This window comes from Paenibacillus larvae subsp. larvae (assembly GCF_002003265.1).
Classification (GTDB): domain Bacteria; phylum Bacillota; class Bacilli; order Paenibacillales; family NBRC-103111; genus Paenibacillus_H; species Paenibacillus_H larvae.
This window is the reverse complement of record NZ_CP019687.1, coordinates 3,498,813-3,512,393: the sequence shown is the minus strand read 5'-3', so window position 1 is coordinate 3,512,393 and position 13,581 is coordinate 3,498,813. Positions and strand designations below refer to the sequence as shown.

Genomic DNA, 13,581 nt, shown 5'->3' with positions numbered 1-13,581 from the left:
GTGAAATCAAATTGGATTTGTTTAATTCCATCGTTGAGATAGCCGGTACATTTAAAATAAGTATGGACACTTCTACAAAGGTTTATGATGCTGTGATGGCTGGTGCAGACATGTGGGCAGTTATTTCCATTATTGCTGCCGTTACGGGGCCGCTAGCTATTGGAGGTGCTGTAGTTTTTTACATGATTAAGAGAAAAATCAAAGGGATGGCCAGAAGTGCAGCTATAGCATGGTAAATCGTTTTAAGGCAGAAGTCTATGGCAGACTTTCTGCCTTTTCCCAAGGAGTTAGTGATGAAAACTATCAAACATATAGGATTATTAATCGGATTACAGCATTTGCTTCATTTCCGCTGGTTGGTTAGCCGAATTCTGCCGAATACTGTTATAAGCCTTAAAAGGCTGCTGCAAATTGTCGCAGGTGCATGGGTTTTGGTAGGATTATTTACTTACTTTTCTTGTTACGCTTTATTTCTTGTTCTTCAAAACAACAGGATTACGGTTTCATTGGATTTGGCTGCCAAGATGGAATTCCTCTTTTGCCTTTTGTTTTTCTCTTATTTACTTACACATTCTTTTCAAGAAGTATACATACGGGCTTTTTCTTCCCAGGATTACTTCCTCTTAAGAACGAGGGGACAGTCTCCCTTTGCTGTTCAATTTGCCAAACTGGTAGATGCCTTCTTTCTGGAAGTATTGTTATATGGAATTCCTTTTCAGGCGGGAATCATCATTGCTATTATTCAAGCAGCGGGTTCTTATTCCCCTATTTTATGGATTCTCCTTTTTTGGGCTATCGTACTGTTTGCTTTACTTTGTAAAATGTCCCTAATGGTCCTTTTATTTGCTGTAAACAAGCCATCCTTCCGCATAGGTTCATTCTCTACGAGGGTCATCTTTTTTCTCTTTCAGCTGTTCATCGGTGCAGGAATTTCTTATGCCATCATAAGATATCTAAATAACCGCCAATTCTTTTCCCACTGGATGCAAGCCTTTATGGAATGGAAATGGGACAATGGGTTCTTGATTACCGGATACGTATGGGTGGTACTCGCCAGTCTCCTGCTAATGCCGGCTGTTATAGCTCCAGTATATGTATGTAACAAATCCTGGGACATCTCAAGATGGAATAAAGAAGAACAAGGAAAAGAAACCAATAAACGTTCCTTTTTAACCCGGTTCTTTATGTCGCCAGGCATTCGTTCTAAAACACTGAATCTGATCATGAAGGATTTACTTCTGACAACCAGGGGAGAAACGATTTCTTGGGAATTCATCAAAAAGGTATGGTTCTCTTCCTCTTGCATGTTAGGAGGCTTCGCTGCCTTTTCATATCATCTGACAGGGAAAGAACAGCTCTCCCAAGGGGTTTTGCTTTTATTGGTCATCATCTCTCAGATGATTTTAGCTGCATTGGCTACAATTGCCGCCGGAAAAGTGACCAGTTTGGACACAGAAAGGAACTGGATTATTCTTCATTTTGTCCGATTAGAGAATCCGTACTTTCTTTATCGGGCCAAAGCTATTCTGCACTTTTTTTTCGTATTCCCGATCGTATGTATTCATACTTTCATCATCCTATTATTTATACCGGTTTCCCCCTGGGTTCGGTATATGTACTGGCAAGCGCGTTTTGTATCAGCTTAACCTTGACTTTAAGCTTTATAGTGGGAAGCGTTTGTTTTCCTAATTTTGGCTGGGAGAACAAAGACCAAATTAATACTTCCCTGCTTGGATCTATTTCCGAGAGTGTGCTGTTTCTTTTTTATGATTTTATCAATATTAGCTTTGTCGGGGTGAAGGCCGCTTTGTTATATGCGGAGAAAATAAGTGAGCAGGATTTTTTAATTTCTTCTTTACAATGTTTACTTTTGACTACGGCCGTTTGGAATGTTCTCCTTATTCTTATTTTAAGAACACCTGTATGGAAAGGCTGGAAAATAAAATGATTTGTGTCGAAAAAGCATCTTTTCAGTATGAGAATAGCGTTTCAAAAGCCGTGAATTCCGTATCCTTTTCATTAAGGGAAGGAGAAGTACTCGGCTTATTGGGACATAATGGAGCGGGCAAAAGCACCTTATTGGAATGTTTAAGCGGTTTGCGAAAGTTGACCGGGGGAAATATGACAGCAGATCACCTTCCGGTAGATCAGTACAAGAAAACAAGTTTTATTCCGAATGACCTGTATCTATACAACTTATTAACGGTTGAAGAAACCTTCCTGTACATAGGCAGGCTTCATTCATTAAGTTACGATCAAATTTGGAAAATAGCAGACCCGCTTATTCAGATGTTTTCCCTTCAGGAGAAACGAAAAGAGTATGTGAAACATCTATCCTTCGGAATGAAGCAGAAAGTGGCTCTTATCTTAGGTATACTTGACTCCCCCCGTTATCTGCTGCTGGATGAACCGATGACCGGATATGACCCTCTTTCCACCAAAACAACAAAGGAATTTTTACTTCATTTAGCTAAAGAGCAAAAGACAGGTATTTTGCTGTCCTCTCACCGTTTGGATATTGTGGAAGATTTGTGTGACCGTGTTCTGGTCATCCATCAAGGGGTTTTGGTGTTTGATGGTTCCATTTCATCTTTGAAACATGACCGTTCCTTCGAGGAAGCATTGTTGAGTTTGGTACAGGATGATGAACATGAAGCAAGTTAGTGAACATCAAGCAAAATGGGACCAGATTAACAAACGATTTAAATCCGAAAAATGGATTCAAAAAAATGTCGTTTTGGGACTTTTTATTGCGTCAGGGTGCATCTTTTTTCTTTCTTTTCTTTTGGGCGCTCTTTTTTCAAGGAATTTTTCTGTGAATATAGATCATACTCTAACCTTATCCAGTGATCCTTTTTATTATATCATTCACAATTTGCAAAGTTCCCTGTACATGATAGGCGGGCTATTTTCTTTTTCATTCACAACTTTATGGGCACTATTTATCAATGGCTACTATCTGGGGGTGACTTTTACAGGTATCGGAGAACTTTATTCTTTCAGTACTGCTGCTGGCAGTATCGCGGCACACGGCGTTTTTGAAATACCCGCCATTCTCTTGGCCAGTGCTACCGGTTTATATCCTTGGTATTTTATATACTGTTTTTTAAAAAATAAAAAAATAAGGTATAAAGAGCACCTGAAAAACAGCATTTCGATGTTAGTTCTTTCAGTCGTTCTTTTTATTTTAGCCGGGATTATAGAGGCAAAAATCTCTCCTTTATTCGTTCAATGAATCATGTATCGAGGCTTGAGAGGAGAAAATAAAATGAAGATCAGGAGCCTGTTCCAAATCTTTTTTCATCCTAAACAGGTATTACAAACGAACCTACAGCATGGAAATTTATTTTTCCCCATCCTGTTTATCAGCCTATTATCAGGAGCTTTTTCTTTATCGACTGTTTGGGCCTTACCTGATAACTTTATGGGTGAGAGCTATCTCAAGACAATAGCCAGTGTATTTGCTATTTTTTATGCCTGTCTTACCCCATTATTCAATATCTTCATTCTTAGCATCATCAATTATATTGCTTTGGCAGCCCTGGATGCCTTCACACCGTTCAGAAAACTGATGATTATAGGTTTATATGCCTATATGCCGCTTTTTATCGATTCAGCTTTAAAACTTGTCATGACCCTCTATCTGGGAAAAGCTATTGCGTTCTCTCCGACATCTTTGACTTTGTTATTGCCGCCGGATGCGCCATTTCTTCTTAACCGATTTATAAACAGTCTTAGCTTTAGCGGACTGTGGAGCATAGGCATTTACCTGCTCGGGTTATCTTTGTCAGTACCCAAAACTCAAAAAAGAAAAGTCGTGACTATCCTGTTAGTTTTAAATATTTTGTTAAGTATTATACCGAATTTCTTGATAATGGGTCCCATGAAGTAGAATAATTGCCGGTGGGGTGAGCGGACATGAAGATTATTCATATAGGTACCACTATTGGTTTACTACTGTATTTTAAATTTTTTATTATCAATGGTGTTTTCAATCCTGCTATGGATATGATGATTGGTCTGGTTTCCTTGTCTATCTTTTATCTGCTGGTTGAATATATTCTCAAGAGGTACGGTTATGAGCATAAAAAAGTATGGATGGGTTGGGCCATCCTTATCCTTCTGATAACTAGCCTGATCTTCCTTATCTGATCCTATATGGATCGGACAATCCATTCCTTGTTGAATTCATCAGCATTCCACGACAAAACCAGCCTAACTCCTTAAAGGAATTGGCTGGTTTTTAACCATTTGTCTTCACTTATTGATTTTCCAATTCTTCTTTGCTTACCAGAGAAACAAGCGCATTCACAGCCTGTTCATCATCGGAACCCTCAGCACTTATGTAGATTTCCGTCCCCGTGCTAATAGCCAGGCTCATAATTCCCATAATGCTTTTGGCGTTGACTTTCTTCTCATCTTTTTCCACAAAAATTTCGGAAGAAAACTTATTAGCTTCCTGAACGAACAAAGCTGCCGGTCTAGCATGAAGTCCTGTCTTCAACTTCACAACTACTGGACGTCTCGACATGAATCAATCCCCCTACTTCTTTATTAAAAGCAATGCTGCCTACTTCCAATGGGTATTAAAAGCGTCTTGGATAAGACGACCGTACATAACCAAGAAAAAACGGCTTCGCCGTCTTGAAGACGGTTGAGTTTTCCGGTGAAGATAAGACAAAGAATCAATTTCATATGAAATGGATTCAAGTTATTAAGGAAAACTTATGCGTGTTGCCCTTTTCGAAAAAAAGGCATCATTAAATAGTATACCATTTTGCCGAGAAATAAACTAGCTCCATTCTATTTGCCTTGTCTAATCTTCTCAGCTAATTCATCAATTTTGCGAAGACGGTGGTTCACTCCTGATTTGCTGACACTGCCTTTTAGCAAATCGCCAACTTCCTTGAGGTTCATATCCGGATGGGCCAAACGGACCTCGGCAACCTCTCTTAATTTTTCAGGAAGGTTTTCTAACCCGATCTCCCTTTGAAGCAGCCGGATATTATCGATTTGCCTGACAGCGGCGCCGATCGTTTTGTTGAGGTTCGCCGTTTCACAGTTCACAATGCGGTTTACGGAATTCCTCATATCTTTCATGATGCGTACGTCTTCAAACTTGAACAAGGCCTGGTGAGCCCCAATGATGCTGAGGAATTCGATGATTTTCTCACCTTCTTTGATGTAAAACACAAAACCCTTTTTACGTTCAATGAACCTGGCATTAAGGTCAAAACTGTTAGCCAGTTCAACCAAAGCCTTACAGTGTTCCTCATACATGGAAACGATCTCCAGATGATACGATGACCCTTCCGGATTGTTCACAGAACCGCCTGCCAGAAAAGCCCCTCTTAAATATGCCCTCTTGCAGCAGCCTTTCTGGATAATGCGCTTGTCAATATTAGGAGTAAACAAAAATCCTTCGGATACGATACATAAGTCTGAGAGAAGTTCCTGCACTTGGGCAGGGACTCGCACCATATAGACATTGTTTTTCTTTAAACGCATTTTTTTTCGGACTAGAAGCTCCGTATGAAGATTATAATTCCTTTTGAGCAGAGAGTAAATTCTTCTGGCAATAGCGGCATTCTCTGTAGAAATGTCCAAAATTACACGCTGATTGGACAATTGGACTGTGCCGTTCATTCGAATAAGTGCCGCAAGCTCTGCCTGTTCACAACAGGCTTCCGCTTCTTCAATTAACGTCAGTTCCTTTTTCGTTTGGGCCGCAAAAGACATAGAATTCACCTCTTTCTGATCATCCAGCTTTCCACCAATTGATAAATATGGTCGCTCAGCTTCTCTGCATCATGACGAAGATAAGTCCGGAATAAAACCAGTCTATCCGCAATCACACGGTATCCCCGTTTCGTAACTTCTTCCAAATCCAAATGAACGGCCTTTGCTCCTTTCTCAGCATACTTGCTATGCACTTGAGGAGGAATTTCGCCGTTATTGACAATGACATAATCAAATAAGTCACAACCGACATGGTCATAAATGGCCTGTAAATGATCACTCACTTTATAATCATCCGTTTCACCGGGCTGGGTCATGACATTGCATATAAACATCTTGACCGCATCCGATTCCAGAATCGCGTCCACTACACCCGGAACAAGCAAATTAGGCAAAATACTGGTATACAAACTGCCCGGGCCACAAAGAATGGCGTCAGCCTCCTTGATTGCCTGTATCGCCTCATCCAAAGGCTTTACATCTTCCGGAACAATATGCATGCGTTTAATTCTCATGTTTGCCTTAGGGATATTTGATTCCCCTTCTACAACGGTCCCATCTTCCATTTCGGCTTTCAGGGCGAAAGCATGATTGGCAGATGGAAGTACACGTCCCCTGACAGCAAAGACCCTGCTCATTTCCCGGATACCCGTAAGAAAATCGCCGGTTATATCTTTCATTGCAGCCAAAATCAGATTTCCCAGACTATGGCCCGCAAGACCTGTACCTGCCGGAAAACGGTATTGGAGCATTTCCGACAAAAGGGGTTCTACATCAGCCAACGCTGTAAGTACGTTTCGGATATCTCCCGGTGGAGGTATCTGAAGTTCAGAACGCAGAACCCCGGAGCTTCCCCCATCGTCAGCAACAGTCACGATTGCCGTGATATCCAAAGGTTTTTGTTTTAAACCTCTCAACATCACAGACAAACCCGTCCCGCCGCCAATAACCACAATACGGGGGGTTATATATTTTCTGCTCATGAATTCACCTCTTATAGACGATCCCGTTCCGCATCCCTGTGACTGACCCTGACCTCTTCAGTCTCACTATTGCCCATAACCTTACCCAGATATTCCGCAATGGCAACAGAGCGGTGTTTGCCTCCCGTACAGCCTATTCCTATGACAACTTGACTCTTGCCTTCTTTTTTATATTGAGGAACCAGGAAATTTAAGAGGTCTAGCAGTTTCGCTAAAAACTCCTGAGTTTCATTCCATTTCATCACATACTCATACACTTCAAGATCTTGCCCTGTATGGGGGCGAAGTGTCTCAATGTAATGAGGGTTCGGCAAAAAGCGGACATCAAAAATTAAATCCGCATCAATAGGTACTCCATATTTAAACCCGAAAGAAATTACATTAATAAAAATTCGGTTGCTCTCCAAATTCGTAAATCTGGAAACAATTCTCTGCTTCAGCTGTGCCGGCTTTAAGGAACTGGTATCAATAATCTGAGTAGCCAGCCCTTTCAGTTCTTCTAACATTTTACGTTCCAGATGAATCCCTTCCAAAGGAGCACCATTCGCGGCAAGCGGATGTCTTCTGCGGCTTTCCTTGTAACGCTGAACGAGAGTTGAATCCGTTGCATCAAGGAATAAAATCTCGTACGTTAACGTGTAGTTCTCCTGTAAGTAACGCAAAGATTCCTGAAGAGCCGTAAAAAATTCACGGCCTCTCATGTCGATCACAAGAGCTACTTTGCCGATTCTTCCCTTGGATTGTTCGATCAGTTCAGCGAATTTAGGAATTAAAACAGGCGGAAGATTATCGACGCAGAAGAATCCCAGATCCTCCAAACTTTGGACTGCGATTGTTTTTCCGGCACCGGACATACCTGTAATAATGACCAGTTTGGATACACTGTCTTCCATGAGGGTTCACCTTTCTTTCCTGTGTCATCATTCTTCTAGTTAGTCCTAGCAGAATGCATGTTATCGGAGATTTAAGCAGGCAGCTCCTACCACACCGGCATCGTTGCCCAGTACAGCCGGGATAATATCCACGCCTTCTCGGGATGGGGCAGGTGTATATTTCGCGAATGTTTCGCGAATCGGATTGAATAAAATATCTCCTGCTTTGGAAACGCCTCCGCCAATGATAAATCTCTTGGGGTTAAGCGTAACGGCCAGTGTAGCCATGGAACGGCCCAAATAATAAGCGGCACGGTTTACAATACGGCTGGCAACATCGTCGCCTTCCCTTGCAGCGTCAAATACATCTTTAGCTTCAATTTTTGGCAGCAATGCCAGAGAAGTCATGTCTCCGCGCTCCACAGCATCCCCCGCCATGCGGATAATGCCCGTAGCTGAAGATACCGTTTCCAGGCAGCCCACCTGTCCGCAGCCACAGACGATAGCCTCGATATCCGGAACAACAGAAATATGCCCGAGTTCTCCAGCCATACCATTGTGGCCCTGATAAATTCGGCCATCCATGATGATCCCTCCGCCAACCCCTGTCCCCAATGTATAACAGACAAGGTCCAACACGTCCGCTCCAGCTCCGCTTATAGCTTCGCCAAGAGCAGCTACATTGGCATCATTATCAATCCGGACCGCTTTCCCTAAATCATTTTCCAGCAGTTTTTTGACCGGAACGTTATCCCAACGCAAATTAGGAGAAAACTTTACGATTCCTTCAGGAATATCCAGAAAACCGGCAAGCCCGGCACCGATACCCGCTACCTGCTCCCACTCGTAGGGAGAGTCTGCAACAATTTTACGAGCGTAATCGGCAATGCGCTGCATAACCGCTTCGGGTCCATGCTCGGCTCCGGTTGGACCTTCAAAGGTTTTTACAAGCGATCCGTGTTCATCACAGATGCCTACCTTTATGTTCGTACCTCCCAGATCCATACCGAGATAAATCTGATTATTCATCACTGTCACCCCAAAAAGATATCTAAAGTGGTATAGCTCAGTTCAACTATAAGCTAACCCCCGGAGGAGGTCAAGGTTCCATAAATCCAGAAGAAAAGGGTTCACTCTGGTCCTGAATCTTAAAAAACGCGGAGGAATTCAACCTCCCCCACGTTCGATAGATCCATTCATCTCAAGCAAAACCTGACCTGCTACAGAGAATGACTCCAGTCCTGAACTCGCTGGCCTTCCAAATACTTCTCGCAATCGAGGGCCGCCATACAACCGCTTCCGGCAGCCGTAATAGCTTGGCGATATTTGGAGTCTTGCACGTCTCCGCAGGCAAATACACCCGGAATATTAGTTTCGGTTGTACCCGGTTTAACTTGAATGTACCCAAGCTCATCCGTATCAACCTGTCCCTCGAGGAAAACGGTATTCGGCTTGTGACCGATTGCGACGAAAATCCCGTCCGATTCCAATATTTCCCCTTCACCGGTCTCGTTATTTCTAACCTTCAGTCCCGTTACGCCTTTATCACCTGCAATAACCTCAAGAGGGGTACGATTTAAACTCCAGGTAATTTTCTCATTTTCCCGGGCACGGTCTTGCATGATTTTCGATGCCCGAAGCTCATTACGCCGATGAACCAACCTGACTTCCGTGGCAAACCTCGTAAGGAAGTTCGCCTCTTCCATGGTGGAGTCCCCGCCGCCCACTACGATAATCTTTTTGCCCCGGAAGAAAAAACCGTCACAGGTTGCACAGGCGCTCACGCCCATTCCCATGTATTCCTTTTCGTTTTTAATACCAAGCAGTTTGGCAGCAGCCCCTGTAGAGATGATAAGGGATTCTGCTTCTAATTCACCCAGGCCTTCTACAGATAACTTAAAAGGGCAGCTGCCCATGTCTACTTTGTTCACCCATCCGCTCTTAAATGCCGCTCCGAACCGTTCCGCTTGTTTGCGCATATTCTCCATAAGTTCGGGACCCATAATGCCTTCGGGGAAACCCGGGAAGTTCTCTACTTCTGTTGTAGTGGTAAGCTGTCCGCCCGGTTCCGGCCCCTCAATTACTAATGGCATTAAATTAGCGCGGGCCAAATAAATCGCTGCTGTCAATCCTGCAGGTCCCGTTCCTATAATGATAGTTTTATGCATGGAAAGTGATCCTCCTTCATGGCTGCTGAGTATGATGTTGGTCCATTTTCAGGAAAGCCGGAAAAATAGCCTCTATCTTCTCCCTGATGCCACATACCGTATCCAGCATTTTTACATGCCGGCTGACAGTGGAAACCGTTGTTCCGTACCTGGAGGCCACGTCTTGATAAGTAACAGCACGTCTATGCATCTTGGCAATAAGATATTCCAGGGCCGCGGACCAGCTTTCCGCTTTGGAAATCCGGGGCACCTCAGGATAAACACGGGTCAGGTATTCCACCCATAATGTTTCAAGATCATGCTGCTGCACAATATCATAACGCCTATACATATGCCGGTGGGCCGTCTCCAGAACCTCTTGCCACTTTTCATCCCACCTGGGTAACTGGGAAGTAAAAAATGAAGATTCTATCGTCTGCTTACCCCCGTTCAAATGGGCTTCCAGCGGTCCGGTAACTCCGATACTTCGCAGGACGAAAATAGCTACACGCTTCAGGTAATCTTCCTCCTCCGTCTGAAGAAGGTAATCTTTAAGCGCTTCTATGACTTCATTATCCCCAATCCGCCCTAAAGCTTGTATTACCTGCAGCTTGGTGCCAGGTTCAGAATACCGGAGCGCCCAGAAAAAAGAGCTTCGGACCAGCGGGTCCTTCTGCAGATGTTCGGGAATAGCGTTTGCGGATCTCTCCAGCTGCCTAAGCTGCTCTTCAAAGGGCAAATGATAATGATAGCTGAGAGAAACTCTTTTCTTACCCTCTTCTGTACGCAGCCGTTTCATCTGATCCAGATAAAACTTGGCAACGACAGACCCGGGTTCGAGTCTTTCCACCTGGCCCCACAACCGCTCCGCTTCTGCAAACCTCCGGAGATTACAGGCTGCTACAGCCGTATAATGATATAAGCACGGGTCAAGCCCGGCCTCTCCGGTACGAATAAGCCTCCGGAATAACTGGTAGGCTTTGGTGTGCTCTCCTAAAATCCCCATAGTGGTTGCCAGCTTGAATACATGTTCCTGCTGATAAGGATAAGTTTTGCGAAGAATGGTGAGCACTTGTTCCAAATCCTCTTTACGTCCCAGATGCTGATAAAAAATGGCCAGGTTACAAAGTCCATGCAAATTGCCCGGATCCATATCCAAAACTTCAAGGATAGTATCCAGTGCCCTTTCAAAATGTCCTGTATAATAATAGGCCAATGCAAGATTGTTACGGGCCGCCAGAAAATCCGGCTTCTTCCGGACAAGCTCCTCCAGCAGCTTAACCGCTTCGGCGAATTTCCCTTCCTCCAGGAGCAGACGTACTTTGTCATGCTCAAAAAGCCCCTCGCGGCTTTTGATTTCACAAAGTTCGGCGGGACGTCCCAACTCGTAACTGAGGAGTTCCATCATCTCCTGGGACTCCTCCAGGAAATTCCCGCTGGGATCATTCTCCAGGTAGCGGACCAAAGCTTTCTCGGCGAGCTCGTAATCCTCCATATTGGCATAATTGTTAGCCATATAAAAATAACATTCCGTCATCTTGGGATCGATATCATCCATAATCTGCTGAAGAATCATATTAGATTCCTCATACTGTCCCATTTCCGATAAAACTCCTGCTAAATTGCAATAATTCACCGGATTATCATCTTCATATTCCACTGCACGCCGAAAATATTTCAATGCCTTATCATAATGGAACCGATCCAATGATTGAACCGCTCTCTCGAAAAAGAACGTGGCATCCATCTGTATAGGTATGATTTTCTTCTCATGCGTGGTGGACACACGCTTTTTCTTTTGCATGCTAAGGCACCCCCCCCGGTACTCGGATATACTTCAAAGTATACCATAGTCCGGGGGGATTCAAAACAAATGATTGCCTTCTTATACTCCGCCGTACTTGAACAGCGAAGAAATGGAACCTCCGTCCTTCACAATCCGGATCGCATTGGCCAAAAGCGGGGCTACAGACAATATGGTAAAGCGTGCCGGGTAGTTATCCGGAATCGGAAGGGAATCGGTAATGACCACTTCACGAATGTTCGGATGGTCCAGACGCTGAATAGCCGGTCCTGAGAATACGCCATGGGTTGCACAAACAAATACATCGTGTGCCCCTCTTTCTTTCAGGCCTTCCACTACGTTCACGATCGTGGTTCCGGTATCAATCAGATCTTCAATAATAATAGGTGTACGGCCTTTCACGTCCCCGATTACGTGCGTGATCACAGCTTCATTATGTGCCGGACGCTTCTTGATCATCATCGCGAAAGGAGCGTCCATAATATTAGCAAGGCGTTCAGCTGTTGTGGCACGTCCGGCATCCGGAGACACAATAACAGGGTTCTTGATATTTTTTTTGTTCACATAGTCACTGATCAGATCAAGGGCTGTCAGATGGTCCACGGCAAAATCAAAGAAAGCCTGAATAGCAGGTGCGTGAAGATCAATAGTAATCACACGGCTTGCTCCGGCTGTATGCAGAAGGTCAGCCAGAAGTTTAGCCGAAATCGGTTCACGAGGCGCCGTTTTCCTTTCTTGTCGGGAGTAACCATAGTAAGGTAAAACTAAGTTGATTGTTCTTGCCGATGCTCTCTTGGCTGCATCCATCATGATTAAGGTTTCCACAAGGTGTTCATTAATAGGATGGGAAAATGTCTGGACGATAAATACATCACAGTTACGAACACTTTCTTCATACAAACAGTAAATCTCGCCGCTCTTAAACCGGGAAAGCTTGATCTTTCCAAGCGGCAGCCCCAGCTCGTCACAAATATGTTGTGCCAGCTTTGGATTGGAAGAGCCGGAAAAAATTTTCACATTGTTGGATTCCATGGTTACCTCCGATAGTTCTTTTTAAAAATACATGTCCAAGCAAAAGGCGGCCTCGTCTTCCAGTCAGGGCGATGCCGCCACGCGTTGAAAGATAAGAGAACCCTCTCTTATCTTTCAACAAACCTCTTTAGCTGTTTATGTCAACAGGCGCATATATTCATGGTCTATTATACATGAAATATGTCGATTTTAAAAAGAAACTACCTCACGTTTTCTATCTGTAAATATGACCAAATTTTCGAATCCTAACTCTTTCAGGCATTTTTTGGCCTCTGGTAAATATTGCCCCAGCTTTTCCGGCTGGTGTGCATCCGACCCTACTGTAACCGGAATCCCAATTTCCAGCGCATATTTCAGCATTCTCCTGCTTGGAAACATCTCTTTGCAAGGCATCCTTAGACCGGAAGCGTTCAGTTCTATGGCAATGTCAGCTTCTTTAATCACTTCCAGTGTTTGCTTCTCCAATTCATACAAAGGTTCCTCCGGAGCAAAGCCGAATCTTTTTATGACATCCACATGGCCGATAAAATCATACATTCCTGTCCTTGCCGCTTTCTGGACAGCATCGTAATAACGTTCATAAACATCCTGAATATCCTGACCTTCCCACCGGTGAGTCTGCCTATAATCCGTGACGTCCCAATCTCCTAAAAAATGTACAGAACCGATCACATAGTCCCATGGGTAAGCTTCTGTAATCCGGGCAAATTGTTCCTCATAATGCTCGATATAATCCCCTTCCAGACCTACCTTGATGGCGATCTGATCCTTATACTTTTCTTTCAATTGCAGACATTCTTCCACATATCGCGGAAGTTCCTCCATCGGCATAGCCATTTCCGGATAATAAGATGCCGGATCCACATGCAAAAGCGGCATATGATCCGACAATCCAATCTCTTTCAGGCCTATTTGAATACCGCGCTGCACATATTCTTCCAGATTCCCGGAAGCGTGTCCGCAGCGTGCATGATGCGTATGATAATCGATAAACATGAAGCCAT

At 43.9% G+C, this 13,581-nt stretch carries 15 protein-coding genes; 6 read left to right on the top strand and 9 right to left on the bottom strand.

What is annotated here, in order from left to right; all coding sequences use genetic code 11:
- The first annotated feature begins 11 nt into the window (after window positions 1-11).
- The 6 genes from BXP28_RS18225 (at window position 12) to BXP28_RS18200 (ending at window position 4,152) form a co-directional block, all read left to right on the top strand.
- The gene (locus BXP28_RS18225) at window positions 12-236 is read left to right on the top strand and encodes an uberolysin/carnocyclin family circular bacteriocin (RefSeq protein ID WP_036655808.1); all 225 of its coding nucleotides are present in this window, start codon (window positions 12-14) and stop codon (window positions 234-236) included.
- Between the two features lie 57 nt (window positions 237-293).
- A complete protein-coding gene (locus BXP28_RS18220) occupies window positions 294-1,646 on the top strand; it encodes a hypothetical protein (protein ID WP_077585160.1) in 1,353 nt (450 codons plus the stop codon).
- A gap of 298 nt (window positions 1,647-1,944) precedes the next feature.
- Entirely contained in the window at window positions 1,945-2,664 is a 720-nt protein-coding gene (locus BXP28_RS18215; RefSeq protein WP_023485031.1) for an ABC transporter ATP-binding protein, read from the top strand.
- On the top strand, window positions 2,642-3,235 hold the full coding sequence (locus BXP28_RS18210; protein ID WP_077585158.1) for a stage II sporulation protein M: 594 nt from the start codon (window positions 2,642-2,644) through the stop codon (window positions 3,233-3,235). Before BXP28_RS18215 ends, BXP28_RS18210 begins: the two co-directional genes overlap by 23 nt.
- Window positions 3,236-3,268: 33 nt before the next feature.
- Window positions 3,269-3,892 carry a YIP1 family protein gene (locus BXP28_RS18205; RefSeq protein WP_036655801.1) on the top strand — a complete coding sequence of 208 codons (624 nt, stop codon included), beginning with the start codon at window positions 3,269-3,271 and terminating at the stop codon, window positions 3,890-3,892.
- Between the two features lie 26 nt (window positions 3,893-3,918).
- On the top strand, window positions 3,919-4,152 hold the full coding sequence (locus tag BXP28_RS18200) for a hypothetical protein (RefSeq protein WP_040930513.1): 234 nt from the start codon (window positions 3,919-3,921) through the stop codon (window positions 4,150-4,152).
- Window positions 4,153-4,261: 109 nt separating this feature from the next.
- On the opposite strand, the gene BXP28_RS18195 is transcribed toward BXP28_RS18200, so the two are convergent.
- The 9 genes from BXP28_RS18195 to hisJ all read right to left on the bottom strand — a co-directional run bounded on the left by BXP28_RS18195 (window position 4,262) and on the right by hisJ (window position 13,573).
- Complete coding sequence (locus BXP28_RS18195) at window positions 4,262-4,531, bottom strand: HPr family phosphocarrier protein (RefSeq protein WP_036655800.1); 270 nt, start codon at window positions 4,529-4,531, stop codon at window positions 4,262-4,264.
- Window positions 4,532-4,803: 272 nt separating this feature from the next.
- A complete protein-coding gene (gene whiA, locus BXP28_RS18190) occupies window positions 4,804-5,739 on the bottom strand; it encodes a DNA-binding protein WhiA (protein WP_023485028.1) in 936 nt (311 codons plus the stop codon).
- 5 nt (window positions 5,740-5,744) lie between these two features.
- Window positions 5,745-6,722, bottom strand: a complete 978-nt coding sequence (locus tag BXP28_RS18185) for a gluconeogenesis factor YvcK family protein (protein ID WP_023485027.1) — start codon at window positions 6,720-6,722, stop codon at window positions 5,745-5,747.
- A gap of 11 nt (window positions 6,723-6,733) precedes the next feature.
- Window positions 6,734-7,615 (bottom strand): RNase adapter RapZ, encoded by an 882-nt coding sequence (rapZ, locus tag BXP28_RS18180; RefSeq protein ID WP_023485026.1) that lies wholly within the window; start codon window positions 7,613-7,615, stop codon window positions 6,734-6,736.
- Between the two features lie 60 nt (window positions 7,616-7,675).
- Window positions 7,676-8,623 carry an ROK family protein gene (locus tag BXP28_RS18175; RefSeq protein WP_036655797.1) on the bottom strand — a complete coding sequence of 316 codons (948 nt, stop codon included), beginning with the start codon at window positions 8,621-8,623 and terminating at the stop codon, window positions 7,676-7,678.
- A 191-nt stretch (window positions 8,624-8,814) separates the two neighbouring features.
- Complete coding sequence (trxB, locus tag BXP28_RS18170) at window positions 8,815-9,762, bottom strand: thioredoxin-disulfide reductase (protein WP_023485024.1); 948 nt, start codon at window positions 9,760-9,762, stop codon at window positions 8,815-8,817.
- Window positions 9,763-9,778: 16 nt separating this feature from the next.
- Window positions 9,779-11,545, bottom strand: a complete 1,767-nt coding sequence (locus BXP28_RS18165; RefSeq protein ID WP_023485023.1) for a tetratricopeptide repeat protein — start codon at window positions 11,543-11,545, stop codon at window positions 9,779-9,781.
- Between the two features lie 81 nt (window positions 11,546-11,626).
- The gene (locus tag BXP28_RS18160; protein ID WP_023485022.1) at window positions 11,627-12,577 is read right to left on the bottom strand and encodes a ribose-phosphate diphosphokinase; all 951 of its coding nucleotides are present in this window, start codon (window positions 12,575-12,577) and stop codon (window positions 11,627-11,629) included.
- Between the two features lie 189 nt (window positions 12,578-12,766).
- Entirely contained in the window at window positions 12,767-13,573 is an 807-nt protein-coding gene (hisJ, locus tag BXP28_RS18155; RefSeq protein ID WP_023485021.1) for a histidinol-phosphatase HisJ, read from the bottom strand.
- Window positions 13,574-13,581: the final 8 nt, after the last annotated feature.